Source organism: Mucilaginibacter terrenus (genome assembly GCF_003432065.1).
Taxonomy (GTDB): Bacteria; Bacteroidota; Bacteroidia; order Sphingobacteriales; family Sphingobacteriaceae; genus Mucilaginibacter; species Mucilaginibacter terrenus.
In genome coordinates this window covers 212,169-237,123 of the sequence record NZ_QWDE01000003.1, presented here as the reverse complement: position 1 = coordinate 237,123, position 24,955 = coordinate 212,169, and the positions used below count along the sequence as shown (strand labels likewise).

At 44.6% G+C, this 24,955-nt stretch carries 29 protein-coding genes; 17 read left to right on the top strand and 12 right to left on the bottom strand.

The window, feature by feature from the left end:
• The first annotated feature begins 9 nt into the window (after window positions 1–9).
• The 4 genes from ftsA (at window position 10) to DYU05_RS16395 (ending at window position 5,044) form a co-directional block, all read left to right on the top strand.
• A complete protein-coding gene (ftsA, locus tag DYU05_RS16410) occupies window positions 10–1,356 on the top strand; it encodes a cell division protein FtsA (RefSeq protein ID WP_205771917.1) in 1,347 nt (448 codons plus the stop codon).
• Between the two features lie 139 nt (window positions 1,357–1,495).
• Window positions 1,496–3,103: a cell division protein FtsZ gene (gene ftsZ / locus DYU05_RS16405; protein ID WP_117384225.1), complete on the top strand. Its 1,608-nt coding sequence runs from the start codon at window positions 1,496–1,498 to the stop codon at window positions 3,101–3,103.
• A 173-nt stretch (window positions 3,104–3,276) separates the two neighbouring features.
• Window positions 3,277–4,521, top strand: coding sequence for an aminotransferase class I/II-fold pyridoxal phosphate-dependent enzyme (locus DYU05_RS16400; protein WP_117384224.1), 1,245 nt, complete (start codon window positions 3,277–3,279; stop codon window positions 4,519–4,521).
• A gap of 346 nt (window positions 4,522–4,867) precedes the next feature.
• A complete protein-coding gene (locus DYU05_RS16395; RefSeq protein ID WP_117384223.1) occupies window positions 4,868–5,044 on the top strand; it encodes a histone H1 in 177 nt (58 codons plus the stop codon).
• Between the two features lie 87 nt (window positions 5,045–5,131).
• Here DYU05_RS16395 and dapA read toward each other — a convergent pair whose 3' ends face one another.
• The gene (gene dapA, locus DYU05_RS16390; protein WP_117384222.1) at window positions 5,132–6,010 is read right to left on the bottom strand and encodes a 4-hydroxy-tetrahydrodipicolinate synthase; all 879 of its coding nucleotides are present in this window, start codon (window positions 6,008–6,010) and stop codon (window positions 5,132–5,134) included.
• 107 nt (window positions 6,011–6,117) lie between these two features.
• On the bottom strand, window positions 6,118–7,956 hold the full coding sequence (locus DYU05_RS16385; protein ID WP_117384221.1) for a UbiD family decarboxylase: 1,839 nt from the start codon (window positions 7,954–7,956) through the stop codon (window positions 6,118–6,120).
• A gap of 91 nt (window positions 7,957–8,047) precedes the next feature.
• Between DYU05_RS16385 and DYU05_RS16380 the strand changes: the two genes are divergently transcribed.
• Window positions 8,048–8,887, top strand: a complete 840-nt coding sequence (locus DYU05_RS16380; RefSeq protein ID WP_117384220.1) for a sulfite exporter TauE/SafE family protein — start codon at window positions 8,048–8,050, stop codon at window positions 8,885–8,887.
• 108 nt (window positions 8,888–8,995) lie between these two features.
• Complete coding sequence (gene dctA, locus DYU05_RS16375; protein WP_117384219.1) at window positions 8,996–10,234, top strand: C4-dicarboxylate transporter DctA; 1,239 nt, start codon at window positions 8,996–8,998, stop codon at window positions 10,232–10,234.
• Between the two features lie 91 nt (window positions 10,235–10,325).
• Here the strand turns inward: dctA and DYU05_RS16370 are convergent, their stop codons facing one another.
• Complete coding sequence (locus DYU05_RS16370; RefSeq protein ID WP_117384218.1) at window positions 10,326–11,078, bottom strand: peptidase associated/transthyretin-like domain-containing protein; 753 nt, start codon at window positions 11,076–11,078, stop codon at window positions 10,326–10,328.
• 150 nt (window positions 11,079–11,228) lie between these two features.
• On the opposite strand from DYU05_RS16370, the gene DYU05_RS20940 reads away from it, so the two are divergent.
• The 3 genes from DYU05_RS20940 (at window position 11,229) to DYU05_RS16360 (ending at window position 12,975) form a co-directional block, all read left to right on the top strand.
• The gene (locus DYU05_RS20940) at window positions 11,229–11,438 is read left to right on the top strand and encodes a hypothetical protein (protein ID WP_133300252.1); all 210 of its coding nucleotides are present in this window, start codon (window positions 11,229–11,231) and stop codon (window positions 11,436–11,438) included.
• Window positions 11,439–11,490: 52 nt separating this feature from the next.
• Complete coding sequence (gene sucD, locus DYU05_RS16365; RefSeq protein WP_117384217.1) at window positions 11,491–12,363, top strand: succinate--CoA ligase subunit alpha; 873 nt, start codon at window positions 11,491–11,493, stop codon at window positions 12,361–12,363.
• A gap of 264 nt (window positions 12,364–12,627) precedes the next feature.
• Window positions 12,628–12,975: a cupin domain-containing protein gene (locus DYU05_RS16360; protein WP_117384216.1), complete on the top strand. Its 348-nt coding sequence runs from the start codon at window positions 12,628–12,630 to the stop codon at window positions 12,973–12,975.
• Between the two features lie 89 nt (window positions 12,976–13,064).
• Here DYU05_RS16360 and DYU05_RS16355 read toward each other — a convergent pair whose 3' ends face one another.
• The 4 genes from DYU05_RS16355 to DYU05_RS16340 all read right to left on the bottom strand — a co-directional run bounded on the left by DYU05_RS16355 (window position 13,065) and on the right by DYU05_RS16340 (window position 15,911).
• Window positions 13,065–13,643 (bottom strand): cupin domain-containing protein, encoded by a 579-nt coding sequence (locus DYU05_RS16355; RefSeq protein ID WP_117384215.1) that lies wholly within the window; start codon window positions 13,641–13,643, stop codon window positions 13,065–13,067.
• A gap of 207 nt (window positions 13,644–13,850) precedes the next feature.
• Window positions 13,851–14,393, bottom strand: coding sequence for a carboxymuconolactone decarboxylase family protein (locus tag DYU05_RS16350; RefSeq protein WP_117384214.1), 543 nt, complete (start codon window positions 14,391–14,393; stop codon window positions 13,851–13,853).
• A 28-nt stretch (window positions 14,394–14,421) separates the two neighbouring features.
• Window positions 14,422–14,988: a DUF417 family protein gene (locus DYU05_RS16345; protein WP_117384213.1), complete on the bottom strand. Its 567-nt coding sequence runs from the start codon at window positions 14,986–14,988 to the stop codon at window positions 14,422–14,424.
• 62 nt (window positions 14,989–15,050) lie between these two features.
• Window positions 15,051–15,911, bottom strand: a complete 861-nt coding sequence (locus tag DYU05_RS16340) for a helix-turn-helix domain-containing protein (RefSeq protein ID WP_205771915.1) — start codon at window positions 15,909–15,911, stop codon at window positions 15,051–15,053.
• Window positions 15,912–16,061: 150 nt separating this feature from the next.
• Here DYU05_RS16340 and DYU05_RS16335 point away from each other — a divergent pair, with 150 nt between their 5' ends.
• Window positions 16,062–17,075 (top strand): ABC transporter ATP-binding protein, encoded by a 1,014-nt coding sequence (locus DYU05_RS16335; protein ID WP_117384211.1) that lies wholly within the window; start codon window positions 16,062–16,064, stop codon window positions 17,073–17,075.
• A 17-nt stretch (window positions 17,076–17,092) separates the two neighbouring features.
• Here DYU05_RS16335 and DYU05_RS16330 read toward each other — a convergent pair whose 3' ends face one another.
• Together DYU05_RS16330 and DYU05_RS16325 are read right to left on the bottom strand one after the other, a co-directional pair.
• Complete coding sequence (locus tag DYU05_RS16330; RefSeq protein WP_117384210.1) at window positions 17,093–17,296, bottom strand: hypothetical protein; 204 nt, start codon at window positions 17,294–17,296, stop codon at window positions 17,093–17,095.
• A 39-nt stretch (window positions 17,297–17,335) separates the two neighbouring features.
• The gene (locus DYU05_RS16325) at window positions 17,336–18,607 is read right to left on the bottom strand and encodes a metallophosphoesterase (protein ID WP_205771913.1); all 1,272 of its coding nucleotides are present in this window, start codon (window positions 18,605–18,607) and stop codon (window positions 17,336–17,338) included.
• Between the two features lie 160 nt (window positions 18,608–18,767).
• Here DYU05_RS16325 and DYU05_RS16320 point away from each other — a divergent pair, with 160 nt between their 5' ends.
• Window positions 18,768–19,616, top strand: a complete 849-nt coding sequence (locus DYU05_RS16320) for a glycoside hydrolase family 16 protein (protein ID WP_117384209.1) — start codon at window positions 18,768–18,770, stop codon at window positions 19,614–19,616.
• A 68-nt stretch (window positions 19,617–19,684) separates the two neighbouring features.
• Here DYU05_RS16320 and DYU05_RS16315 read toward each other — a convergent pair whose 3' ends face one another.
• Together DYU05_RS16315 and DYU05_RS16310 are read right to left on the bottom strand one after the other, a co-directional pair.
• Complete coding sequence (locus tag DYU05_RS16315; protein ID WP_117384208.1) at window positions 19,685–19,972, bottom strand: hypothetical protein; 288 nt, start codon at window positions 19,970–19,972, stop codon at window positions 19,685–19,687.
• A 36-nt stretch (window positions 19,973–20,008) separates the two neighbouring features.
• Window positions 20,009–20,200: a hypothetical protein gene (locus DYU05_RS16310; RefSeq protein WP_117384207.1), complete on the bottom strand. Its 192-nt coding sequence runs from the start codon at window positions 20,198–20,200 to the stop codon at window positions 20,009–20,011.
• 212 nt (window positions 20,201–20,412) lie between these two features.
• Between DYU05_RS16310 and DYU05_RS16305 the strand changes: the two genes are divergently transcribed.
• The 6 genes from DYU05_RS16305 (at window position 20,413) to DYU05_RS16285 (ending at window position 24,294) form a co-directional block, all read left to right on the top strand.
• Complete coding sequence (locus DYU05_RS16305) at window positions 20,413–20,883, top strand: VOC family protein (RefSeq protein ID WP_117384206.1); 471 nt, start codon at window positions 20,413–20,415, stop codon at window positions 20,881–20,883.
• A gap of 65 nt (window positions 20,884–20,948) precedes the next feature.
• Window positions 20,949–21,185, top strand: coding sequence for a hypothetical protein (locus DYU05_RS20935; RefSeq protein ID WP_133300251.1), 237 nt, complete (start codon window positions 20,949–20,951; stop codon window positions 21,183–21,185).
• Window positions 21,186–21,287: 102 nt separating this feature from the next.
• Window positions 21,288–21,497, top strand: a complete 210-nt coding sequence (locus DYU05_RS16300; protein ID WP_117384205.1) for a hypothetical protein — start codon at window positions 21,288–21,290, stop codon at window positions 21,495–21,497.
• Window positions 21,498–21,599: 102 nt separating this feature from the next.
• Window positions 21,600–21,812 carry a hypothetical protein gene (locus tag DYU05_RS16295; RefSeq protein WP_117384204.1) on the top strand — a complete coding sequence of 71 codons (213 nt, stop codon included), beginning with the start codon at window positions 21,600–21,602 and terminating at the stop codon, window positions 21,810–21,812.
• A 47-nt stretch (window positions 21,813–21,859) separates the two neighbouring features.
• Complete coding sequence (locus DYU05_RS16290) at window positions 21,860–22,627, top strand: TlpA family protein disulfide reductase (protein WP_117384203.1); 768 nt, start codon at window positions 21,860–21,862, stop codon at window positions 22,625–22,627.
• 146 nt (window positions 22,628–22,773) lie between these two features.
• On the top strand, window positions 22,774–24,294 hold the full coding sequence (locus tag DYU05_RS16285; RefSeq protein ID WP_117384202.1) for a serine hydrolase domain-containing protein: 1,521 nt from the start codon (window positions 22,774–22,776) through the stop codon (window positions 24,292–24,294).
• Window positions 24,295–24,365: 71 nt separating this feature from the next.
• Here DYU05_RS16285 and DYU05_RS16280 read toward each other — a convergent pair whose 3' ends face one another.
• Window positions 24,366–24,884 (bottom strand): hypothetical protein, encoded by a 519-nt coding sequence (locus tag DYU05_RS16280; RefSeq protein WP_117384201.1) that lies wholly within the window; start codon window positions 24,882–24,884, stop codon window positions 24,366–24,368.
• Window positions 24,885–24,955: the final 71 nt, after the last annotated feature.

The following is a 24,955-nucleotide window of genomic DNA, read 5'->3' as shown; positions in this document are numbered from 1 at the left end:
CTTATTTATATGGACAAGAGTTCGACACAGGAAAAGAGTTCGCCAATTGTAGTTGGGCTGGATATTGGCACCACCAAGATCTGCGCAATTGTTGGCCGCCGCAGCAAAAACGGCAAAATTGAGGTATTAGGAATTGGCAAAGCCGAATCGGCAGGTGTTACACGCGGGATGGTGTCGAACATCGACAAAACCGTGCAGGGCATTACGCAGGCAGTAGATGTGGCGGGTACACAATCAAATGTAGAGGTACGTATAGTAAACGTTGGTATAGCTGGTCAGCATATTAAAAGTTTGCAGCACCGCGGCCTTATCACACGTAAGGACCTTAACACAGAGATTGGCCGTAAGGATATAGATAAGCTGGTAGAAGATATGTATAACCTGGTAATGCCTCCGGGTGAAGAGATCATCCATGTGCTGCCGCAGGAGTTTACAGTAGATAACGAACCGGGTGTTAAGGACCCTATCGGTATGGCAGGTGTACGTTTGGAAGCTAACTTCCACATTATTTCCGGCCAGGTTACCGCTATAAAAAACATAGTAAAATGTGTTAACAAAGCCGGGCTGGAAAGCCAGGAGCTTATACTGGAGCCGTTAGCCTCATCAGAGTCGGTATTAAGTGATGAAGAGAAGGAAGCCGGGGTAGTATTGGTGGATATCGGCGGTGGTACAACAGACGTTGCTATTTTTCACGAAGGTATCATTCGCCATACTGCAGTTATACCATTTGGCGGTAACAGCGTAACGGAAGATATTCGTGAGGGGTGCTCTGTAATGCGCAATATAGCTGAGCAGTTGAAGGTAAGGTTCGGTTCGGCATTGGCAGAAGAGAATAAAGAAAACGAAATTGTATGCGTACCGGGATTACGCGGCCGAGAACCAAAGGAAATATCTGTGAAGAACCTGGCGTTTGTAATACAGGCACGCATGGAAGAGATTATAGAACATGTATACTATGAGATCAAATCTTCAGGTTACGAAAAGAAGCTGATCGGCGGTATTGTGGTAACCGGCGGTGGTGCGCAGTTAAAGCACCTTACTCAATTAATTGAGTATGTAACCGGCCTCGACTGTCGCATTGGATACCCTAACGAGCACCTTGCTAAAAACGAGGTATTGCCTAAGACAATTTACGAAGAGCTGCAAAGCCCTACGTTTGCTACAGGTATAGGCTTATTAATTAAGGGCATACAAAAGATGGAGTACGATGGTGTTGTACAAACAGCACCAGTTGCCGCCAAAATAGAAAAAGCCAAGTACACCGATGACCGTAAATTTGGCCTGCTGGGTAAAATATTAGAGTCGGGAAAGAAGTTTATAAAGGATGATATCAAGGACGAAGATTTCCTGAAGTAGGACAGGTTAATATTTATTCACAATAATTAAATTATCCACATATGCACAAATGTGGATAAACCATGTGGAAAATATCCTAATATTACGATAAGAAAATCTATCAAATCATCAAACCACAAATAGCTGAAAAACAAGGATTATGCAGTTTGAGATGTTAAAGGAAAAATCGGCAATCATCAAAGTTATTGGTGTTGGCGGTGGTGGCGGGAACGCAGTAAACCACATGTACAGGCAAGGCATTAAGGGTGTCGACTTTATTATTTGTAATACCGATGCCCAGGCGCTGGAGCTTAGCCCAATACCAAACAAGGTGCAGCTGGGTGCGAGTTTAACAGAAGGTATGGGCGCTGGCTCGATACCGGAAGTGGGCAAAAATTCGGCTATAGAAAATATTGATGATATAAAGCTGATGCTGGGCTCCAACACCAAAATGCTGTTCATCACAGCAGGTATGGGTGGTGGTACCGGTACAGGCGCAAGCCCTATCATAGCAAAGGCTGCGCGCGAACTGGATATACTTACAGTAGGCATTATAACTACGCCGTTCTCCTTTGAAGGTAAACGTCGCCGTATGCAGGCCGAAGAAGGTATGGAAGAACTGCGTAAATACGTCGATTCGTTCCTGGTGATATCAAACGATCGCCTGCGCCAGATATTTGGTAACCTTACCATGAGCTCTGCGTTTGCACAAGCTGATGATATCTTGACCACTGCCGCAAAAGGCATTGCCGAGATCATTACGCTGCCAGGCTATATAAACGTTGACTTTAAGGATGTGCGCACCGTAATGAAAGATAGCGGTGTTTGTATAATGGGTAGCTGTAGCGCCGAAGGTGAGAACCGCGCGCTTAAAGCTGTAGAAGGTGCGCTTTCATCTCCGTTATTAAAAGATAACGAAATTGAAGGTGCCCGCTACATATTGCTGAACATCAGCTCTGGTGAGAAAGAAGTAACTATGGACGAAGTTACAGTAATCACCGACTATATACAGGAAGAAGCCGGTTTAGCCGCCGACCTGATATGGGGTAACTGTAAGGACGAGAACATGGGTGACCATCTTTCTGTAACTATTATTGCTACTGGTTTCCAAACTAAGGATGAGCGAGATAAAGAGCACAGCAATAAAAAAGTAGTCTCTATGCTTATACCTGAGAACGCACCGCTGGTTAAACCGGTGAACGAGTTCATCAACCCGGTAAAAGTTGAAGCAGATGCAATGGATCAACCTTTTATCAAAAAGGAGATGCCTAAGCAAACTGCGCTGTTGGACCTGTTTGCAAAAGCAGAAGAGCAGGACAAAGCTGACCAGAATGAAGTAATCAGGTTTAACCTTACGGAAGAGGAGGCACCTGTTGAAGAGGAGCCGGAAGAAAGCGGATTTACCTTTAAGGTAACCGAAACTGTAATGAACTTTGCACCTGTTGCAGAGCCAAAGCAGCCGGAACCAGAGCCAGAGCCAGAACCTGTTGTTGGTGCTGACGAAAATAAAACAGATGAATCAATAGAAGAGCAGCTTCGCAGGTCGCGTGAACGTATCATGCGTTTAAAAGATCTGAGCATGAAACTGCGTAATGGAAACATACAGGAACTGGAAAATGTGCCAGCCTACAAGCGTAAAGAAGTTGCTTTGCAGCAAACACCAGCAAGCGACGAGAGCCAGGTATCCCGTTTTTCGCTGATGCCTGATAGTGACGGCAAAACAGAAATCAAGAACAATAATTCGTTCCTGCACGATAATGTAGATTAGTCTGTTGCCATGGGCTACAATCTATAAATTATGGGGGCGCGTTTTCGTGCCCCCTTTTTTGTTATAAAGGCAATCGTGTTTGGTTATAAACTATTATAAAAAGTAATAACGTTTGAGAACGCCCGTTGTAAGGGTTATATTTGCACATTAATCATTTTTAAGGGAACATCATTTTGGATCTTTTTGAAAAAATAAACAAAACTATGGGTGGCCCAATAGGGCAGCATCAGAAATGGTCGCACGGTTACTTTTCGTTTCCGCGGCTGGAGGGAGAGATACATCCGCACATGATGTTTAATGGCAAAGAGCACCTGGTTTGGAGCTTAAATAACTATCTCGGGTTAGCCAACCATCCGGAGGTACGTGAGGCAGATGCGCAGGCTGCTGCAGACTATGGCATGGCATACCCTATGGGTGCCCGAATGATGTCTGGCAACACCAGGCACCACGAGGAACTGGAAAATGGCTTGGCTGAATTTGTGGGCAAAGACGCAGCATTTTTGTTGAATTACGGTTACCAGGGAATGGTGTCTATTATAGATGCTCTTGTTGACCGTAACGACGTTATTGTATATGATGGCGAATCTCACGCCTGCATTATTGACGGTGTAAGGTTGCACATGGGTAAACGTTTTGTTTATCAGCATAACGATATACAGAGCTGTGAAAAGCAGTTGGAGCGGGCAACTAAGTTGGTTGAACAAACCGGGGGTGCTATCCTGGTAATTACCGAAGGTGTATTTGGCATGTCCGGAGCAATGGGCAAGTTACAGGAGATCATTAAGTTAAAAGATAAATACAATTTCCGATTGCTGATTGATGACGCGCATGGTTTTGGCACTATGGGCGCAACGGGTGCAGGCACTCACGAAGCACAGGATTGTATTGAAGGTGTGGATGTGTACTTCGGCACCTTTGCAAAATCAATGGCGGGCATAGGTGCTTTTGTAGCATCTGACCAGGAGATCATCAACTATTTACGCTACAACATGCGTTCGCAAACATTTGCGAAGGCTTTGCCAATGCCCATGGTGCTTGGATTGAAGAAGCGTTTTGAGCTGTTAAAATCAAAACCCGAACTTCGAGAAAAGTTGTGGGAGATTGCGAAAGCTTTACAGAATGGACTGGTAGAACATGGCTTTGATATTGGTATAACTGATACGATGGTTACGCCGGTGTTCCTTAAGGGCGACCTCAACGAAGCTACCAGCCTAACAATGGACCTGCGTGAAAACTACAGCATATTTTGCTCTATAGTAGTTTACCCGGTAATACCTAAAGGGCTTATAGAACTGCGCCTGATACCTACAGCAATGCATACCCTGGAAGATGTAGAACGCACCCTCAGCGCTTTTAGCGAGGTTGCAGGCAAGCTTAAGGCCGGTTCTTACAGAGAAAACAAGATGGCAATTGCATAACTTGCAATTAAGTTAGTCTTAAATATTAAAAGTTTAGCCGTGCATTGTTGCACGGCTTTTTTGTTGCTTGTGCGGTAATAAAATGCTTATAAGTTTTATTTGCAACCTTAAGTAAATATATTTTCTCATGATTTAATATTTGTAAAGTCGCTTGAGGTATATTTAAGTATATAGGATTTGTATCTTAAATTGCAGTTACAATCTGAGTCTCCCAACCGCGGAAAATGTTGATAAAAACCACTTTAAAGCCACTATTTTTGTGGTCGAAAAATTTTTATTTAACAAAAAAGCCTTTAGATTAGCTTTAATTAAAACAATAAACCTCAAAATTTAAAGGAGTTTCACAATGAAAAAATTTACTGAAGTAAAAGAACTGGTTGCATCCCTAGAAGCCGATGCCGACAAATTTTATAACAAGGGAAACAGCGCTGCTGGTACACGTGTTCGTAAAGGCATGCAGGATCTTAAAAACTTAGCTCAGGCTATCCGTCTTGAAATACAAGAGTCTAAAAACCAAGCGTAATTATTCCGAAGCAACATCGTTTACTTCAATAACAAAAAACCCGGTCTAACCAAGCCGGGTTTTTTGTTTTGTTATTAGCAATTGGTATTAACCTATAAGTTCAATTTGTTTTTTGATGTTTTGAGCAGTTGTGTCGCTAACACCAACCAGGGGCAGGCGTACAGTGTCGCCGGCAATGCCAAGCGTTTTTAAAGCGGACTTTACACCTGCAGGGCTTCCTTCAGTAAACATCAGCCGGGTAAATTCAATAAGGTCGTAATGTGCAGCATGTGCAGCCTTATAGTCACCCGTTAAACAAGTACGAACCATGCTTGAAACCTTATTTGGCAAGGCATTGCCGGTTACTGATATTACACCAACAGCGCCCATCGCCATCATCTGCAGCGTGATAGGGTCATCACCGGAGATCACTAAAAAGTCTTCTGGTTTGTCCCTCATCAGTTGGTTCAGCAGATCGAAATTCCCGGATGCTTCCTTAATGGCAATAATGTTTTTAAAATCTTTCGCAAGCCTAACAGTAGTTTCGGCAGATACACTGCTCCCGGTACGGCTTGGTACATTATAAAGTATAATGGGCAGCGGAGAAACTTCCGCTAAAGCCTTGTAATGCTGATATATACCTTCTTGCGTAGGTTTGTTATAGTGCGGACTGGCAGACAAAATTGCATCATAGCCGTCAATGTTGAACGCTTTAAACTCGGCAACAGTTTCTGCTGTATTATTGCCGCCAATGCCGGCCACAAGTGCAACGCGTTTATTTACGGTTTTGGCTGTGAACTCCCACACCTGCTTCTTTTCGTCCTTGCTTAAAGTAGCGCTCTCACCTGTAGTACCCAACGATACTATGTACTCCACTCCGCCGCTAATAAGGTGTTCGATAATCCTGCCCAAGGCATCAAAATCAACTCGCCCATCAGCCTGAAAAGGGGTTACTATGGCCACCCCCGTTCCGTAAAATATGTTCATCTACCAATTATTTAAAAGGACGCTAAGATAATAATTTAGTTGATTACTAAGTGATGCCGACAGCCTGAACTAGAGCTTTTAAGCAGGAGGAATAATACGGGCTGATTTTATATAATGCCGTGTAATGCGCCACCTTTTTTACCCATTTCATCCACTAGCTTTTCGGTAGCAGGATCGCGTTCCAGCACAGGCGCATGGTGCGGCTTTATCCGTGCATCAATAATAAGCGGACCGCGACAGCCCCAGTGCTTGTGTTCGGTAAAACTGTTGATGCCGTATATATCATGTGATGGATTGCTGCGGGTGAAGGTTACCCATACCAGGTTGTTTATATTTTGAGCAGTAAATGCAGCATCATCACATAACACAATCAGCAGTAGCCCGTTTAGTTCTGCTTTGCCTAAATGTTCCTGTAAAATCTCCAGCATCAGCTCCATATCGCTGCTCCTTATATTTTTTGGAAGCTCAACAGCCAATACGCCAGGCATGGCCATTTTGTATGCTGTAAAAGGTCGTGGCAAATTAAAGGTTGTCGGCAATTCATTCCATAATTCCCGTTTTATCTCACCGGCAACGGTAATGGCTACCTTGCTACCGCTGTTAAGCCCGTCGCCGCTATAGTCGAGGGTGTCAATAGTGGTACGGGTATGGAAATGCAGGTCGCGGGTCAGGTCTATCCGCTGCAGAATATGCTTTAAAAAGCCTTCTATATCATTTACATTCAATGCAGGATCATCTTCCTTAGCTGCTATAAACAAGTATTTGGCCAGGCTTAGCTGTCCCTTGCCAAGGATATGATTAGCAATGGTTATAATCTCCTGAGGTTGCCGTCCGCTTACATAAGGAGTGTAACGTTCGCTGCCGATGGCAAACAGCAGTGGATGTACACCAGCCGCGTCAACCGCGTTAACAGCGTGCAGGCCTGGAATTTCTTTTGGTAATGCACTGCCGGTAATTTCATGTATAAGCGCGCCAAAACTGGTATCCTCCTGTGGAGGGCGGCCCACTACGGTGAACGACCATACCGCATCTTTACGGTGATAAACATTATGCACCTTCATTAGCGGGAAGGGATGTTTAAGGCTATAGTAGCCCAGGTGGTCGCCAAATGGACCTTCCGGTTTATTTTCCATCGGCATAACCGTTCCGGTGATCACAAAATCGGCGTCGGCAGATATGCAGAAGCCTTCGTTATCATAAAAGTACCTGAACCTGCGGTTACCCAAGGCTCCCGCAAACGTCATTTCCGAAAGACCTTCAGGAAGAGGCATCACGGCAGCTACCGGATGAGAAGGAGGCCCACCTACAAAAATGCTCACCTTTAATGGTTGGCCTTTTGCATTTGCCTTGGTTTGATGCACGCCGATACCCCGGTGAAGCTGATAATGGAGCCCTATTTCTTTATCCTGCACGTAATCGTTCCCGCCGAATTGTATGCGGTACATGCCAAGGTTAGCATTCATGATACCCGGCTTATCGATGTCTTCGGTATACACCTGCGGCATAGTTACGAATGGTCCGCCGTCCATAGGCCAGTTAACCACCTGTGGCAACTCGCTTATTGTTGTACGTTCGAAATTGCGGATGGTGCTGCTACTCAGTTTTAACGGCAACGCAGATATTGCTGTAAGTGCAGTATTAGCGTATTTAAATGGATTTCGGACAGCCTTTATAGGATCGTTCTTGATATCCACGAGTGTTTGTATCTTCTCGAGCGTATCCCTGAAGATAAATTTCGAGCGTTCCAAAGTGCCGAAAAGATTAGAGAGCGCCTGGAATTTACTCCCTTTTACATTTTCAAACAATATGGCAGGCCCCTCATGTTCGTACACGCGGAGGTGGATAGCGGCCATTTGCAAATGCGGGTCTACCTCTTCCTTTATGCGGATAAGGTGTCCGTGTTTTTCGAGATCGGCGATGCAGGCTTGTAAACTCTTGTAACCCATAAGCGCTTCAAAGATATTACAGTTTAACCTGTTTGAAGTCTAATCTAAAAAACTTATCTTACTTTTACGCCGTTCACCATTATACCTCCGGATGTCGGTAATTCTATTCACGCTTATCATTTTAATTGGCTCCTACGTGGCAGGTTTGTTGGGTTCGCTAACCGGGCTTGGTGGAGGGGTGGTGATCATACCGTTGCTTACTCTTCTATTGAAGGTTGATATTCACTATGCTATAGGGGCTTCGCTGGTGTCGGTAATTGCAACGTCATCAGGTTCGGCCGCGGCTTATGTTAAAGAAGGGATAACCAATATACGACTGGGCATGTTCCTGGAGATTGCCACTACCATTGGCGCCCTTGCCGGTGCTTTGCTGGCTGTTTATGTACCAACTCAATACATTGCCATTTTATTTGGTGTGATACTTACCTTTTCTGCAATCATGTCGCTCCGTAAAAAAGCGGAAAGCGTTACTGAAAAGCCAAGTTTCCTGGCGGAAAAGCTTAAGCTCTATGGCAGTTATCCCAACGGAAGCGGAACCGATGTTAAATATGGTGTTACGCGGGTAGGCGGTGGTTTTTTCATGATGTTGTTTGCCGGTGTAATCTCCGGGTTGCTCGGCATCGGGTCGGGCGCACTAAAGGTAATTGCCATGGATACCATCATGAAAATACCCTTTAAGGTATCTACTACTACCAGCAATTTCATGATAGGTGTAACTGCTGCAGCCAGTGCGGTAGTTTATTTGCAAAGAGGTTATATAGACCCTGGCTTGTCTATGCCTGTGGTTATCGGTGTACTATTGGGTGCCCTGAGCGGATCAAAAATATTGGTGCATACTAAATCATCAGGCTGGCTTCGCTGGGTATTTGCCGTTGTGGTTACTGTATTGGCTGCCCAGATGATGTACAACGGCATAACCGGTAAAATTTAATTCTACGCTGGTCTTTACCAATCTTTTTAGTGCGATTAAGTGTGGTTTTTGCTTGCAATTTCACTCATTTGGGTGCTATGCAATAGCAAAGTCGTATACTTGTTTTACATGAAACGCATCTTTGGTAATCTTACCTTTCAGGTACTTCTGGCTATTGTGCTTGGTATACTGGCCGGGTTGTTTGTACCTGATATTGGCCCTACAGCGCAACTGATCAGTAAAACCTTTATTAGCCTGATTACCATGCTGATTGCACCTATAATCTTCTTCACCATTGTGCTTGGCATAGCCGGTATGAACGATGTTAAAAAGGTGGGTCGTGTAGGTGGTAAGGCGCTGTTGTACTTTGAGTTAGTCACCACACTTGCACTGGTGATAGGGGTAACTGTTGCAAATATTATCAAACCCGGAGCAAACTTCATAAACACTCATCATACTGTAGACGCCGCAAAGTTGGCCGGCTATGAAAAAGCGGCCGCCGAGATGAAATGGGGCGAGTTTTTCGCCCACATAGTACCCGGTAATCTTTTTAAAGCCTTTGCCGAAGGTGACATCTTGCAAATACTGTTTTTTGCTATTCTGTTCGGCTTTGGTTTGAGCAAGATGGGTACTGCTGGTCAGTTAGTTATCAGTACGTTTGACAAGCTTTCCAAGGTATTCTTCAACATCATGAAGATAGTAATGCGGGTAGCACCCATTGGCGCTTTCGGCGGGATGGCGTACACCATAAGTACTTACGGATTAGCTACTTTAAAGCCCCTGGCATTACTCATGGCATCCGTTTACGTCACTATGCTGCTGTTCATTTTTGTGGTGCTGAACATCATCTGTTATCTGTACAAATTCAGCCTATGGTCTTATTTAAAGCACATTAAGGAGGAAATACTTATCGTCCTGGGCACCTCATCATCTGAGTCCGCGCTGCCGGGAATGATGGAAAAACTGGAGAAATTTGGCTGTTCAAGGTCCGTTGTGGGGTTGGTTATACCTGCCGGGTATTCTTTCAATCTGGATGGCACCACCATTTACCTTTCTATGTCGGCAATATTCCTGGCTCAGGTGTTCAGGATAGACCTCTCTCTGGCACAGCAGCTTACCATAATTGGTATACTGATGGTAACCTCAAAAGGGGCTGCTGGTGTTACCGGGAGTGGTTTTATAGTGCTGACATCAACCTTAGCAGCTATAAAAGTGATACCGGTTGAAGGCGTGGCCATACTCCTCGGGGTAGACCGTTTCATGTCCGAGGCACGGGCAATCACCAATGTCATCGGCAACGGTATTGCTACCATTGTAGTTGCAAAAAGCGAGAAAGAGTTTTGCCCACCTGAAATTGCTAAAACCTGAAAAGCCGTTAAATAACGCAGTTTTTAGCTTGTTATACAGACAAAAATCTGCAAAAACCACATTTTTTTAGGGTCTGAAGACGGGAATCCAATCAGTTATTTTTAGTAAAAATATTTTCCTGATTTTTCCTTTTGCCGGAGCGGAATTCTGCCGCGCTTTTGCGTACGTAAAGGATGAGATCATAGTCGCTTAGCTTGTCCAGCAGCGCCGATGAAGGCCGGTACCCGGAAAGGAAATTCTCAAGTGAGTCACCCTGCAGGTTGGTAATACGGGTTACCATGCTTTGGTTAAAACGCCTGTCGATATGCCTGGCCTGTTCATCTTTCAGCAATTGCTTTTGTAACCTGCTTTGCGCGTTTTTATTTTTTGTAAGCGCTCCAAATAAGCTCAGCAGATCAACCGTTGCAAAGGCGAAGGGCACATTGCTGCTTGTAGGCCTTAATACATCCGTCAACTTTGGGCCCGCGTAGCCAAATTGTTTGGCAAACTCCCTTCGCAAGCTTACCGAATCTTTAAAGTAGTTACGCTTTGCCATTATTTTTACTTCGTTCAGGCCAATAGGCTTAGGCTTAAGTTGTATTACCCTCCTGAAATTACCCCATAGCACGGCTGGTAGATTAAAACTTTCATAACCCATCGTATTTATATGTACTGTATCAGAAAAGTTACGTACTTTGACCGTGAAGTTACCGCCCTCGTCTGTGAATTCACCACCCAACGACGAGGTAACAAAAATATATTTTAGTGGTAAACGTGTTTCCTGGTCAATCAGCCGTCCTGTAAGGGTCTGGCTTTTAATATTCGTGGAAACCGTTAAACATATCAGCACCAACAGGTATTTCATACACTGTAAAATTAACTGCTGGTATGTAAACAACCATTTTGTTTAACATTGTTTAACAAGTTGATAACTTTTGATTGTTGGTAAGAAACAAATGCGGCAAATTAGCCGTTTAACATACACCAGCCCCGGTAAACCTATTTATCTGTATATATGAAACCTGTTTCTGCCTTTAAACCAAGGCCAAGATCCCGGCTTTACCGGGTAATGGCAGCACTTATATTTTTGTCGTTAGCGGGTTTGTTTATCTTACCTTTATTGTTGCTGCTGCTGGTAAACGCGCTGGCTGCGCCCATTTCAGTAGCGTTCCCTAACCTTAATGTAAATAAAGAGCACATCCCTGCTTTGAGGCTTAAAATTTAATTTGACTTTAAGGGCAATAACTTTAGCTTTGCCATACAAAAATCAAAAGCCAATGAGCGTTCTCGTAAACAAAGATTCTAAAGTAATAGTACAGGGTTTTACAGGTAACGAGGGTACCTACCACGCTACCCAAATGATAGAATATGGTACACAGCTTGTTGGCGGTGTTACCCCAGGTAAAGGCGGCCAGAAACACCTGGACAGGCCTGTTTTCAACACCGTAAAAGACGCGGTAACCGAAACTGGTGCCGATGTATCTATCATCTTCGTTCCGCCTGCATTTGCTGCAGACGCCATTATGGAAGCCGCTGAAGCCGGCATTAAAGTTATAGTTTGTATTACTGAAGGTATCCCTACAAAGGATATGATACAGGTTAAAGAATACCTTGCCGACAAGGATAGCCGCCTGATAGGCCCTAACTGCCCGGGCATTATCACTGCCGACGAAAGCAAGATTGGTATTATGCCAGGCTTTATTTTCAAAAAAGGTAACGTAGGTGTAGTTTCCAAATCTGGTACGCTTACTTACGAAGCGGTAGACCAGGTGGTGAAAGCCGGTTTGGGCATTACTACTGCTATTGGCATTGGCGGCGACCCGATCATCGGTACCCCAACCAAAGAGGCTGTTAAGCTTTTGATGGAAGATCCGGATACGCACGGTATTATCATGATAGGTGAAATTGGCGGTAACATGGAAGCTGATGCTGCACATTGGATAAAGGAAAATGGCACTAAACCTGTTGTAGGTTTCATTGCCGGCCAAACAGCGCCTCCGGGACGCCGTATGGGCCACGCTGGTGCTATTGTTGGCGGTGCCGACGATACTGCTGCCGCCAAAATGAAGATCATGCGCGAATGCGGTATCCGCGTTGTAGAATCTCCTGCCGAAATTGGCGCTGCCATGGCAGAAGAATTAGCTAAGTAACCCCCTAACCCCCTGAAGGGGGAATAGAGATAATATATCAGGATCCCGGTCAGTTTGGCCGGGATTTTTTTTATGCCACTAAAAATAACTTTGTCGTGGTGGGCCTGTCGAACCATTAGCGAGGTATATGAGGTCTTCGACAAGCTCAGACTTACAAGTGGTGAAGTGTCCGGTGAGCCTATCGAATCATTCAGAATGCTATCGTTACCAATAGCAAACAATGTACATCAAACCTCCTTTATATACAGAAAGCTAACACAACTTATGCCTTTACCGATAACAGACATTACCGACATCAACAAACGCACCGGTACCACATCTGAAAACTATCGAAACTTTCCACTTACCCATCTTAATGATCATGTGATACGCATGAGCATCATGACGGGCGATTTCTACTGGCATTATCACCCTAATTCCGACGAAACATTCATGGTAGTAGAAGGCGTCTTGCTGCTTGATCTGGAAGAAGGCACCTTAGAGCTTAATAAAGGACAAATGGCAACCGTACCCAAAAACATGCTGCACCGCACTCGGGCGGCCAACGGCAGATCAGTAAACCTTACTGTCGAACTTACTGCAATGGAAACGGTAAGGATAGATAAAGATTAATCTGCTATATACCGGGCACCAAACATCCGTTTGTTTTCAAATTTTACAAACGTTCATTACAAGTAGTAGGGCGGCTCAGTTAGTTTCTGTTACAGTTTCTTAAAGTAGTCCAATGCTGGGCCTACGCGTTCAAAACCGTGGTCTTTCCTGAACTGGTCTTGTTCTGCTTCTGTCTTGCCCTTCATAGCGCCTGCGCTAATGGCTTGAAAGCATTCTTCCATTTTACCTGCGGGTTGAAAAGTGGTGATCATTCTGCCGGTTCCTTCGCCAATCTTAGAAAAAGTATGTGGTACTCCCCGCGGGCCAAATACGCTGTCGCCTGGCTTTGCATTATAAACGGTTTCGCCAACCTTTATCATAAATTCTCCTTCCAGTATATACCACCATTCATCCTGGTTATAGTGCTTGTGCAGGTTTGGGCCGCCTTTTTTAACCCTGGCAGATTCATATACATACAAGTCGCCGTCGGTATCTTTTGAGGATACTTTGGTGAAAAATGTATCTCCCTCGAACAGGTTAATTGGATGTTCAAATTCGTCTTTGGCGGCATCTACCTTAAAATCGGTTTTTTGCCTGAACTTTTTAAGCGTACTACTAATGCTATAGAAAGGTACTGCAGCGCATGCCCCGGCAGTAACTAACGACCTGATAAATAAATTGCGTTTCATGATTTATGTTTTTATTAACGAAAACAGTTTAGTGTACAGGGTGATTATGCCTGTGTGCCCCGGGGGTGGCGCTAAGAAACACTAATATAAGAAAGAGCCTCGCCATAAACAACTTGATTCAATGTGACTACTAAAAAATAAGTCCGGCTACACCTGGTAGTCCGGACTTTATTGCAGATTTAATTACTGACCGGCGCTTAGGATAAATTAGTTCAGTTCGTCGGCAATAGGGAAGTCAATCGGTATGTCGGTATTGCTGTAAACGTAATTGGTGAACGTTCTCAAGGTAATAAGGCCTATAAGCTCTATTAACGCTGCCTCATTATAGCCGATTGCAAAAAACTGTTCAAGTACGGCGGCCTCTGCCTTTCCCTTGTTTTCGGCAATGGATTGTGCCAGCTGTATAACGGCATCAAGTTTGGCATCACTTGCATGCCCTTTCCTAATGGTGAGCGTTTCATCTTTGGTAAAGCCTCTTAACTGCGCAAGTGTAGTGTGCGCGGCCAAACAGTAATTACACAAATTTACCTGCGAAACAACCAGATTAATAGCCTCGCGTTCTTTAGCGGTGAATGCGCTCTGGTTGCTTAGGGTAGCGTCAAACTCAAGCATGGCTTTAAGTGCGTGGGCCGAGTAGCCGATAGTAGCGTACAGGTTAGGCACCTTGCCCATTTTCTTTTGTATTTGGTCAAACAACAATTGTGATTCGTCACTAACCTGCTCTCTGGCAGGAACGGTTATAGTTTTCATGATAATATTGATTTTAATTTTTAAAAGCTTAAGAATTTTTACGGCTGAGGTATAGCTGCGCGGACTGGCTCATGGTAATAATTGCGCCGCCAAGTATCACCAGGTCTTTAATAACCAGCCGGCCTTTGGCAGATAGATAAGGGAAGCCCCACTGCGCATCGGTAAGGTGAGGTACCCAGCTTTCCGGTGTGGTTATCAGGAAGGATAAGGTGCCCAGTGTCATGATAAATACCAGTATACTGCCGGCCATACTTAGTAGTGGTGCCACTTTATGCAGTGCTACCATAATACCTACGGCTATCAGGAATATGCCTAGGCCTGTTGCAAAGCCATAGGTATTGTTTTGAATATGCCACTGGTGATTTGCGGGGATAAGTTCGCCTTCCTTATTTTGATGGTGCTTGTATTCGCTGCCGTGATTATAGAAAAAGGACATGGCAGGGCTGTTGGCAACAAAGGGTACAATGCCATCGGCTTCATAAGTGAAGAACTTTAGGGAACCTATCCAAAGGAAAACGATTACTATACCAAAACGAATAACTTTTTTTCCAATGCTATCCAGCCCGGCTATAAAGGAGATGATTTGAGTTTTCATGCTGTTGTTTTTTTTTATCAAAACTACAGCAAGTGCCGCCCCTGTAACATGGACGAAAAAGGCTAATGCTTGGACAAATCCGCCACGATGGAGATGCCCGTTTGATCGCGAAACGACTGCGGAGACACCTTGGTTACTTTTTTAAAGAAACGGCTGAAGTAAAACTCATCCTGGAACTTAAGATTGTAGGCAATTTCCTTAATGCTTTGGCGGGTTAGGTGCAATTGCTTTTTCGCCTCCAGCACCAGGCGCTCCTGAATAAGCTGGCTTGGGCTTTTTTTGAAGTATTTATTGCAGCGCCTTGTAAAGTTATCTGCAGACATATTCAGCAGCGCTGCATAGTCCGACGGTTTGTGGAGGTTGAGATAATGCTGATCAAGCAGCTGCCGGAACTTTTCCATCTGTTCGTCCATTTGCGGGCGATCTGTTTGTTCGCTGATTGCTTTTAATTTTATGTTGCTTGATTTAGCCAGCAACAACTGCAGGTAAGAGCGAAGTACGATCTCTGATGGCGACGGCTGGGCGGTTTCTTCCGCTATATCGTTTAATATAGAGGCGAACTGCTCCTGTTCTTTAGCGGTAAGGCTTATAACAGGATCGAGATAGACATTGTTAAATAACAAACCATTGCACGCTACTTCTTTACGGTGATATTCTATACAGTAAAAATCGCTGTGGAACTTCAATGCCGTACATTGCGGCAGGTTGCAGTCGGCTATAAACAAGGTTTGCAGCGGTGTTGCAAATAGCAACACAGGGCCCTTGAAAGGGAATGAACCAAAGTCGGCATGAAATATTCCGCTACCTTCTTCAATAAAGAAGATGGTATACTCGGGGTACTGCACGGGTGTGCACAGTACCTCTTGCTGCATTTGGCTTATGCCGAGTAAAAACTCTCCGGTAGAAGATTGTATCCTGTTCAAATAGCTTAACTTAAGTGTTAGCTAAACTATAAAGAAATTACGATTAAGTGCAATTTTCAATAAGCGTATGCTGCTATTACAACTTGTAACTTTTTTTGGCGGGGCGGTTTTTATAAATTAGGTTTGGGTACAGCAAACCCCTAGCCGCACATGAGCCATGAACTGATATTAGAGACCATAAACATTACCAAAAATTATTTTGGGGATAAGTCTACCGGGGTAAATAATATCACCATACAGGTGCCTAAAGGCAAGATAACCGCCATTGTGGGCGAAAGCGGCAGCGGCAAAACTACTTTGCTTAAATTGCTGAGCGGCGAAACTAAACCAGATGGCGGTGAGGTATACTACAAAGGCAACCTATTGCCTTTACGCAGCCAGGGGATTAAGCCCGAGCATACCACAATTGCGATGGTGAGCCAGGACAACCGCGAAATGAACCTAAAGCACACGGTGTGGGACAGCGTTTGCGACGGACTGCACAGCGAAGACCAAAACTACCGCGTACAAAAAGCTACCCAGGCGCTAAACCTGCTGGGTATATATGACCTTAAAGAACAACCATTTGGTAAACTGAGCGGTGGCGAGAAGCAGCGCGTAACCATTGCCAGGGCGTTGATAAATAAACCTGAGGTTTTAATGCTGGATGAACCCTTTAACCAGGTAGATGCCAGCTACCGCGAGGACCTTCAGCACGATATGCGCCAGATAGTAAAGGAGTGGGGCATTACCGTTTTGCTGGTATCTCATGACCCGGCCGAAATACTCTCCATGGCGGATGAACTGATTGTTATAAAAGAAGGGGAGATAGTAGAACACGGTACGCCCGAAAAACTGTATAACACCCCGAGGCTGTTGTATACCGCAAACATACTGGTGGCCTGCACCGAACTAAGCGCTGAAGAAGCTGCCGTTTGCGGCATCAAATCCAAGCGGGCTACTGTAGTAATCTACGCGGAAGATATTGAAATTGGCGGCGTCGGCCTCCGTAAAAAATGGATGGTAAAGCAAGTGCTTTTTAAAGGTTTTTACGAAGAACTGGTGATTGAAAAAGATGAGGTTACGTTGCGCGTTTTCAGTTACGTGCGCGGTAAGTACAAAGCCGGCGACAAAGTAGCCATAAGGATAGCCAAATACCTGGAGTTTGGTAAATGGCTGTCTTAAGTTTATTGTAAGAGCGATTATATTTTAATCACCTTATTGTTGCTGCCTGCTTTGTTGCTGTCAGGCTTGGGTACATTCTTTACAATATGCACCAGCGCGGTAGCCAGCAAACCTAAAGCCTTTACCCCAAAAGTCACAAACGGCTTCATTACTTCTACTGCATTGTGGGAGGTATGATGCGCGGCTTCGGCTTTGCCGGAGCCTATCTTTTTGTTATCCATACAGATATAAGGGTTAAAAAAGATGATTGTTTGCTTTAGTTAGGCCATTCCTCTTTTCTTAAGGGTGATAACAGTTATCTCGGGCCATATACCCAGCCTGCCGCTAAAAGCCAGGAACCCGAATCCGCGGTTTACATACAAATGCCTGTTGCCTGTATTAATTAGCCCGGCCCAATCCAGGTAGCGGTTCTTAACGGGGCTCCATTTTAAACCAGCTGTTTCTATACCAAACTGTGCACCATGTGTATGTCCTGAAAGCGTAAGGTGAATGTCGGTGTCATGATAACGCACCTGCTCTTCCCAATGCGTAGGATCGTGGGAGAGGAGTATCTTAAAGGCATCCTTGTCCACACCTTGTAGGGCTTTATTAAGATCACCTACTTTAATAAAGTCGCGGCCCCAGTTCTGCACGCCAATAAGCGATATCTTTTGGCCATTCTTTTCCAGCACAACGTTTTCGTCCAGCATCAGCTTGTAACCCAGTTCGGCATGGTGCTGCTTCAATTTATCCAGGTTGGCGCGCTTCTCAGCCTCGCTGTTCCATTGTATGTAATCGCCGTAATCATGATTGCCCAAGATGGAGAATTGCCCAAATGGTGCTTTTATCTGCCCGAACCTGTCTATGTATTGTTCTATTTCCCATGCGGCGTTGTTCACCAGGTCGCCAGTAAATACAAACAAGTCCGACTTTTGCGCCTTAGCCAAGTCGATGCCTTTTTGCATGGCATTTACATTATCAAAGCTACCGGAGTGAATATCTGACAGCTGGGTAATGGTAAAGTTGTGAAAAGCCTCAGGAAGTTCGTCGTAAACTATGGTTGTGCGGTGTACCTTATAGTCGTACTTTCCGCGGAACATAGCGTATAAAAAGCCGGTGAACGGTACAGCTGCTACTAATAAAGCAATTTCGGTAATAAACTTCCGTCGCGCAGGGAAGAAGGGCTCGTTGGTGCCTTCGGGTTTATCGTGCATCACGTTATCAGTGATGCCGTAAATAAAACGTCCCAGATCCCCAAGTGAAATGATGATCAGGAAGAAAACCTTTGTGATAAAGAATGTAAGCAGCAGGCTCAGCATCCACTCGTGAAATGGTGTCATGCCCTGGGCTGTACCGTAGCTTTTAAAACCAATCATGAATACTACGGTCACTCCAATGGAAATTACAGCATATCCCCATAAAACGAGTAAGCGCAACGGACGCGACTGCCAGTCGGCTACCAGGGTGCGAAGGCCGTGTATTACGTACCAGTCCATCAGCAGCGTTATCGCTGCTATAATTAAGAATATATTCAGGAAACCGCCTTTATGCATGTTATTTAGTACTAATGTGGCAAGATATATAAGTAAACGTAATTGCGGTGTAAAAAAGCAATAAGGCTGCCAGCCTATTATATAGATGAAATTAGTAACGATGTATTTACGTTGAATTTGCCTCGACAAGTTGTACTTTTAGCCACCATTTAAAAACTCCATGAAAATTCCAGTATTAAGCATTTCGGCAGTGTTGCTAATGTGCGGCGCTGCGCTGGCACAGCAAAGCAGGCAGGACACGATTTATTTTGAAGACTTCAATAAAAGCACACTCGATCGTAACAAATGGAACGTAGAGGTGACAGGCCATACTGTTAACGACGAGCAGCAGGCGTATATAGATTCGACCGCCACTATTTACATGATAGATGGTAAAGCTATTGGCGCCACCCACGGTGCACTGGTGCTTAAACCGGTTTTCAAGCCCGGACATACCAGCAAAGAAGGTAAGAAGTACGATTTCGTTTCGGGCAGGATAAATACCCGCGATAAGATGATGTTTACGTACGGGACATTCTCTGCAAGGATGAAGATTGCCGGTGGTGAAGGTTTATGGCCCGCGTTCTGGGCGTTAGGTAAAGGCAAATGGCCTGATTGCGGCGAAATAGATATTATGGAGACTGTTGGCGATAGCACCTGGACCAGCAACGCGCTGCATGGGCCGGGTTACTTTGGTAACACACCACTGGTATATCGCAATACATTCCCTAAAGGAACAGATGTTACCCAATGGCATGTATATACTGTGGACTGGCGGGAAAACAGCCTCACTTTTAAGGTTGATGGCAAAGTAACCTATATTGTCACCAGGGCTATGGTAGAGAAGTATGGTAAATGGTCGTTTGATAATCCTAAATTCCTGATCCTGAACTATGCCATTGGAGGCGGGTACCCTGCCGGCGTAAATAAAATTAAGGAGCCATATTACGGCTTGTCGCAGTCATCTGTAGACAAGATAAAGGCCGGCAAAGCCAACGTTTATGTAGACTGGGTGCTGGTAACAAAATAAGCAAAAAGGCCTTCCGCAATCCGGAAGGCCTTTTGTTTAAGTGAGACTTTTATAAAAAGCCGCTCTATTTAGTATCTCCTAACTACTACACGTTTAGCGTAAGGGCGATTGTAAACTACATGGCGGCGGTAAGCCGGTCTTTCAACCACTACTGTGCGGCGATAAGGGCGGTGGTATACCGGGCGCACGGCAACAGCGCGGCGGTAATAAGGGCGGTGATATACCGGCCGCTCCACTACTACTGTGCGGCTGCGCACAGGTGCACCAATGCGGGCATGTACGGCTACTTGGGCTTTAGCGCCTTCTACGGCGAACAGGGTGATTATTGCAATTGCAAAAACTTTAAGATATTTCATGGTGTGTGAATTTTAAGTGTTTATAATGATGTTTGTTTAGTATCCATTGTGGTAACTATGGTCGCGGTCATAGTTATTATTGCGATCATAATTGTGGTTGCGATCCCTGTAGTGGCGGTCGTGATTATACCTGTATCCACGGTGACCCTGATTTTCTATCGAACAACCTGTTATAGCTGCGGCACCAAATACCAATAGTGCCACCAACCTTATTATTTCCTTTTTCATAAGCTTTATAATTTGTGTTGCATTATAAGTTAAACTTGTGCAGAAAGGCAAAGTTTAATGGCGAGATGTGGTGGTCACATGGTTGTTACAAAACGGCCATCAGGTAATATCGGAGCAGGGGAGCCGCTAAACAAGTGCAGGCGCAATTGTTACAAATAAAATTATGTGGTGGCAGTAGCACAATGTATCTTTAGCTGCTACAAAAACCAATTATGCTTAATTTCAATTTTAAAAGCTTACCAGCTAAACCGGTAAAGGCAATTATTACCTGCGCGCTGCTGTGCCTGCCGTTTATAACCCGTGCGCAAGCAACCTTAGATCATACCGCTTTGTGTTCGGCAGATCTTAAAACCAGTAACAAGTTCTATACTACTGTTTTGGGGTTGAAGATTATAGCTAACCCATTTAAAGATACCGTACATACCTGGTACAGCATTGGCCCTAATTTGCAGATGCACATTATACAAGGCAATTGCCCTAAGGCCGATTACCCCCGCGGCGTGCACTTGTGCTTTAAGGTGCCTTCTATTGCCACCTTTATAGATAAGCTCAACGCCATGAAGATAGAGTACAGTAACTGGAAAGGTGAAGTTGGCAAAGTAGAACGTCGTGTTGATGGCGTAAACCAGGTGTACATTCGTGATCCTGACGGCTATTTGATTGAGATCAACGACATGAAATAAATTAGTCGCTAATAATTTTTCTTTTTACTACAACCAGAGAGAGTGCCGCCTGCGTATGTACAGGTATGAAGGGGTACGTAACTATTCCAAAATCTATCTATTGCAAGAAATGCCGCGAATGCGGTGCCCGACGTATCATATCAAACGTTGGGCTGGAGGGTTACGTGGTAAAGTGCCCGAACGATGATGCTCATTATACTGCTGCGCCGGGTATTATCGATATTGAGGACTGGAATATTCATAACTCCGTTTTGTATGAAAATGATTATGATTTCCACATGATCAACAATAAATGCGGATAACCGCAAGGTCGTTTCTTTCCAGATTTGTTTTGTAAATTTACTTATAGTTAAACTATTGCTGTTTTAAGCCGTCAGAAACCTGATCACCAATAACAAATTGTTATGAGAGGTTTCTTAAATATGCCGCAGTCGCTTAATTGCAAGGTTTGCAAACATTGCGGAGCAGCGCCAATAATTTTTCTTACAGACCAGGCTTTGTACGTGGTTAAGTGCCCTAATGATGACGGCCATTACCAAACCGCACCCGGAGTAATTGATGTAGAGGACTGGAACTTTCATAATACAGATGTTATGGAGACTGGCCGGATTTAACATGTTGTTAATTCGTTTATAAAACAATTTGGCTCTGAAAGGTATTCTTGTTCAACGATTACGCATACAAATTTTAACAAACAACATTTTAGCCCATCAATCATGAACAGAACCATCGGAATAGTACTTATTATCCTCGGCATTGTAATGCTGGTTTGGACAGGTTTCACTTACACCAAAAAGGAAAAAATTGTTGATGCCGGGCCAATTCAAGTTTCAGCAGATAAACAGAAATCTGTAAACTGGCCACCATACCTTGGCGGCATACTGCTTATTGGTGGTATAGTGTTAGTTGCTACTGCAAAAAAAGACTAATCTGTGCGCGCAGCATTGTTGTATATTGTAGCGACAAACTATTCTGTATGAAAAAGCTGCTTACCTTAATAATTGTGGTACTGGTACAGTTATCCTGCTTCGCAGGTGTCACTATACCGGGCAAGCCTGTGCAGGAACCTGCTTTTATCTTGAAAAACTACGACAACTTTTTTCAGTATGTAAGCAACCACATGAAGCTGTCGCAGGACATTGTTACGTATAACGCAGCCATGAAGCCTATGAGCAAGGGCGACTTTCTTAAAGCGCTCACCACCGGATCGTACCTTCCCGTAAGATTGGTTGCTGATGGCAAACAATGGCAGTATAACCTTTACAAAATGAACGCCGGCCAAGCCAAAGAGATGGGGCAGTACATACAAGGCTGGAGCGTAGTTTTGTATGATCATTACCGGCGGGAGGGCAAGCAGTTTCCGAAGTACAACTTTACAGACATACAGGGTAATAAATACAACGCAGCCACACTTAAAGGCAAAACGCTGGTGATCAACTGCTGGTTTATTGGGTGTGTCACTTGTGAAAAGGAAATGCCGGCGCTGAATGAACTAGTGGCTAAGTACAAAAACCGAAAGGATATAGTTTTTGTAGCACTTGCTCCCGACAGCAAAGCTAAACTGCAGGCATTTTTAAAAAGAAAACCTTTTAACTACGCGATAGTGGCAGATCAGCACACCTATATCAGTAAAAAGCTAAATATTGATGCTTATCCCACTCACTTTATCATCAACAAGCAGGGTAGAATAGTGAGCGTGGTAGATACGCCTGAAGAAGTGATCTACGCGCTGGAAAAACTATAGGCCAGCCCCCTAAACCCCTGAAGGGGGAACTTTGAACTGAATTAGGTGCGGTTAACACAACATCTCCATACTTTGGTTTCTAATAGTCAAAATTCATTCTGAAAATTCCTAAATTCGGTAAATTCGAGTTCTGATAAACTTATCCCATGCGCAAACTTCTCTACCTTCTTCTCTTAACGGCATCCACAACCTATGCACAATACAAGCCTGCAACGTTTACAGATGCGGACAGGCTAAAAAAGATTGAGGCAACTTACCCGGTAATAGACCAGCTATATAAAGATTACGCGGACAAGAACCATTGGCCTGGGCTGGCGTATGGCATTGTGGTCGACGGCAAACTGGTGCACAGCGGTGGCATTGGTTATATCAATATAGATAAGAAGATAAAGGCAGATGCCTCTTCTGATTTCCGCATAGCATCTATGACCAAGAGCCTTACCGCAATGGCCATCCTCAAGCTGCGCGACGCCGGAAAGCTAAAACTTGATGATCTGGCTTACCTGTACATTCCGGAGATGAAAGGGACTAAATACCTTACTAAAGATGCTACCGCTATTACCATCCGTCAATTACTTACCCATACTGCAGGCTTCCCGGAAGATAACCCCTGGGGCGACCGCCGGCTTGCCGATACCGATGAGGAGCTTTTGGCTATTTATCGGAAGGGAGTTGCTTTTTCTACAAATCCGGGCACAAGTTACGAGTACAGCAATCTGGGCTTTGCCACACTGGGTTACATCATAAAAAAGGTAAGCGGAAAAACGTATCAGCAATTTATCACAGATAATATTCTAAAGCCTTTAGGCATGACGCATACCTATTGGGAATATACCGCCGTACCTGCCAGTAAGTTGGCACACGGCTACCGCTGGTTGGATGATAAATGGATAGAGCAGCCGCTGCTGCACGATGGTTCTTATGGCGCTATGGGTGGGCTAATTACAACCATTGAAGATTTTAGTAAATACATGGCTGTGCACTTAAATGCATGGCCTGCGCGTGATGATGTCGAAAGTGGCCCGGTTAAGCGTAGTTCCGTACGTGAAATGCAGTACCCCTGGGATGTTAATTATTTAACAGCCAACGCCAAAACTCCTACTGGCAGGCCTTGCCCCAATGTTACCGCATACGCGTATGGGTTAAGGTGGATGAAAGACTGCGACAACCGTATTTATGTAGGGCACACCGGCGGTTTACCCGGCTTTGGCAGCCAATGGAACGTAATGCCCGATTACGGTGTGGGCGTGGTTGTATTTGCCAACTTAACCTACGCCCGCGCTGCCGTGATAAACAACGCCGTGCTGGACACTATGCTGGTACTATCCAACATCCGTCCGCGCACTCTGCCAGCATCAGATATACTGAACCAGCGTAAAGCCGATCTTCTTAAAGTTATTACCGACTGGAACACTGCCAAAGCAAGCGGCATTTTTGCTGATAACTTTTTTATGGATTACTTTCCGGAGAAGCTGAAGATCGCTGCGGATGAAGCGTTTAGTAAAGCAGGTAAGATCATTAGCATCGGCGATGTTGCGGCCGAGAACCAGCTGCGTGGATATTTTATTATAAAAGGGGAGAAGGCCAATATTAAAGTAAGCTTTACGCTTACACCAGAGAACCCGCCGTTAATACAGGAGTATCATTTGGACCCCCTAACCCCCTGAAGGGGGAATGATGGATAATACAAACTTGCAATGTATTGAATATACAAAACAGGGTGAATTCTGTTCCCCCTTCAGGGGGCTAGGGGGCTCACCCCATTCACTTGCAAATCCATAACGGTGTTGGTCACCAGGTTTATCTTGATGTTGAAGAAACAGGGGCCGCCGTCTAGCACCATTACAATGCCCTTTTGCCAGTACCGTTTTTCGTGAGGGGTACAAAAGCAGTTTACCCAAACGGTTTTCTCGCCTTTGGAGTTAATTACACAAATAATCTGTTTATAGTATTTGTCTGGCTTATAAATAAGGCCGGCTTTTGTTGCTTTACTCCCCGTGTTTTTCAGGAGACGTTCGTTATACTCTGCAACGGTCACCTTAATTATCTTTTCAATTTTTTTGATGTCGTCCTCGGTAGTGTTCGCGGCAGTATACGTGCTGTCGAACAGGAAGCTGTCGCGGCCTTTATGGAATTTCAGGATAGCGTACCTGGAGGTATCTATGCTGGCCGTCTTGGTAGCAGCAGTTAGTTTACCGGCCTCCGCAGTTGGGGCGCCACACAGCATAAAAAACGTAAGAACAGAAAGCAGATACATTAAAACAGCGGTTTATTAACAAATAGCAATTTAGCTATAAAGTTTTAAATCTTGCTTGGTCAAACCCGTGT

Excerpts from the sequence above, each read along its gene's own strand:
- dapA (WP_117384222.1), bottom strand. The coding sequence starts at position 6,010 with ATGAACATATTTTACGGAACGGGGGTGGCCATAGTAACCCCTTTTCAG.
- DYU05_RS16330 (WP_117384210.1), bottom strand. The coding sequence starts at position 17,296 with ATGGATAACAAAAAGATAGGCTCCGGCAAAGCCGAAGCCGCGCATCAT.
- DYU05_RS16360 (WP_117384216.1), top strand. The coding sequence starts at position 12,628 with ATGCCTTTACCGATAACAGACATTACCGACATCAACAAACGCACCGGT.
- DYU05_RS16290 (WP_117384203.1), top strand. The coding sequence starts at position 21,860 with ATGAAAAAGCTGCTTACCTTAATAATTGTGGTACTGGTACAGTTATCC.
- ftsZ (WP_117384225.1), top strand. The coding sequence starts at position 1,496 with ATGCAGTTTGAGATGTTAAAGGAAAAATCGGCAATCATCAAAGTTATT.
- DYU05_RS16320 (WP_117384209.1), top strand. The coding sequence starts at position 18,768 with ATGAAAATTCCAGTATTAAGCATTTCGGCAGTGTTGCTAATGTGCGGC.
- dctA (WP_117384219.1), top strand. The coding sequence starts at position 8,996 with ATGAAACGCATCTTTGGTAATCTTACCTTTCAGGTACTTCTGGCTATT.
- DYU05_RS20940 (WP_133300252.1), top strand. The coding sequence starts at position 11,229 with ATGAAACCTGTTTCTGCCTTTAAACCAAGGCCAAGATCCCGGCTTTAC.
- DYU05_RS16335 (WP_117384211.1), top strand. The coding sequence starts at position 16,062 with ATGAGCCATGAACTGATATTAGAGACCATAAACATTACCAAAAATTAT.
- DYU05_RS16345 (WP_117384213.1), bottom strand. The coding sequence starts at position 14,988 with ATGAAAACTCAAATCATCTCCTTTATAGCCGGGCTGGATAGCATTGGA.
- DYU05_RS16295 (WP_117384204.1), top strand. The coding sequence starts at position 21,600 with ATGAACAGAACCATCGGAATAGTACTTATTATCCTCGGCATTGTAATG.
- sucD (WP_117384217.1), top strand. The coding sequence starts at position 11,491 with ATGAGCGTTCTCGTAAACAAAGATTCTAAAGTAATAGTACAGGGTTTT.
- DYU05_RS16385 (WP_117384221.1), bottom strand. The coding sequence starts at position 7,956 with ATGGGTTACAAGAGTTTACAAGCCTGCATCGCCGATCTCGAAAAACAC.
- DYU05_RS16370 (WP_117384218.1), bottom strand. The coding sequence starts at position 11,078 with ATGAAATACCTGTTGGTGCTGATATGTTTAACGGTTTCCACGAATATT.
- DYU05_RS16350 (WP_117384214.1), bottom strand. The coding sequence starts at position 14,393 with ATGAAAACTATAACCGTTCCTGCCAGAGAGCAGGTTAGTGACGAATCA.
- DYU05_RS16380 (WP_117384220.1), top strand. The coding sequence starts at position 8,048 with ATGTCGGTAATTCTATTCACGCTTATCATTTTAATTGGCTCCTACGTG.
- DYU05_RS16395 (WP_117384223.1), top strand. The coding sequence starts at position 4,868 with ATGAAAAAATTTACTGAAGTAAAAGAACTGGTTGCATCCCTAGAAGCC.
- DYU05_RS16310 (WP_117384207.1), bottom strand. The coding sequence starts at position 20,200 with ATGAAAAAGGAAATAATAAGGTTGGTGGCACTATTGGTATTTGGTGCC.
- DYU05_RS16355 (WP_117384215.1), bottom strand. The coding sequence starts at position 13,643 with ATGAAACGCAATTTATTTATCAGGTCGTTAGTTACTGCCGGGGCATGC.
- DYU05_RS16315 (WP_117384208.1), bottom strand. The coding sequence starts at position 19,972 with ATGAAATATCTTAAAGTTTTTGCAATTGCAATAATCACCCTGTTCGCC.
- DYU05_RS20935 (WP_133300251.1), top strand. The coding sequence starts at position 20,949 with ATGAAGGGGTACGTAACTATTCCAAAATCTATCTATTGCAAGAAATGC.
- DYU05_RS16280 (WP_117384201.1), bottom strand. The coding sequence starts at position 24,884 with ATGTATCTGCTTTCTGTTCTTACGTTTTTTATGCTGTGTGGCGCCCCA.
- DYU05_RS16305 (WP_117384206.1), top strand. The coding sequence starts at position 20,413 with ATGCTTAATTTCAATTTTAAAAGCTTACCAGCTAAACCGGTAAAGGCA.
- DYU05_RS16325 (WP_205771913.1), bottom strand. The coding sequence starts at position 18,607 with ATGCATAAAGGCGGTTTCCTGAATATATTCTTAATTATAGCAGCGATA.
- DYU05_RS16285 (WP_117384202.1), top strand. The coding sequence starts at position 22,774 with ATGCGCAAACTTCTCTACCTTCTTCTCTTAACGGCATCCACAACCTAT.
- ftsA (WP_205771917.1), top strand. The coding sequence starts at position 10 with ATGGACAAGAGTTCGACACAGGAAAAGAGTTCGCCAATTGTAGTTGGG.
- DYU05_RS16300 (WP_117384205.1), top strand. The coding sequence starts at position 21,288 with ATGAGAGGTTTCTTAAATATGCCGCAGTCGCTTAATTGCAAGGTTTGC.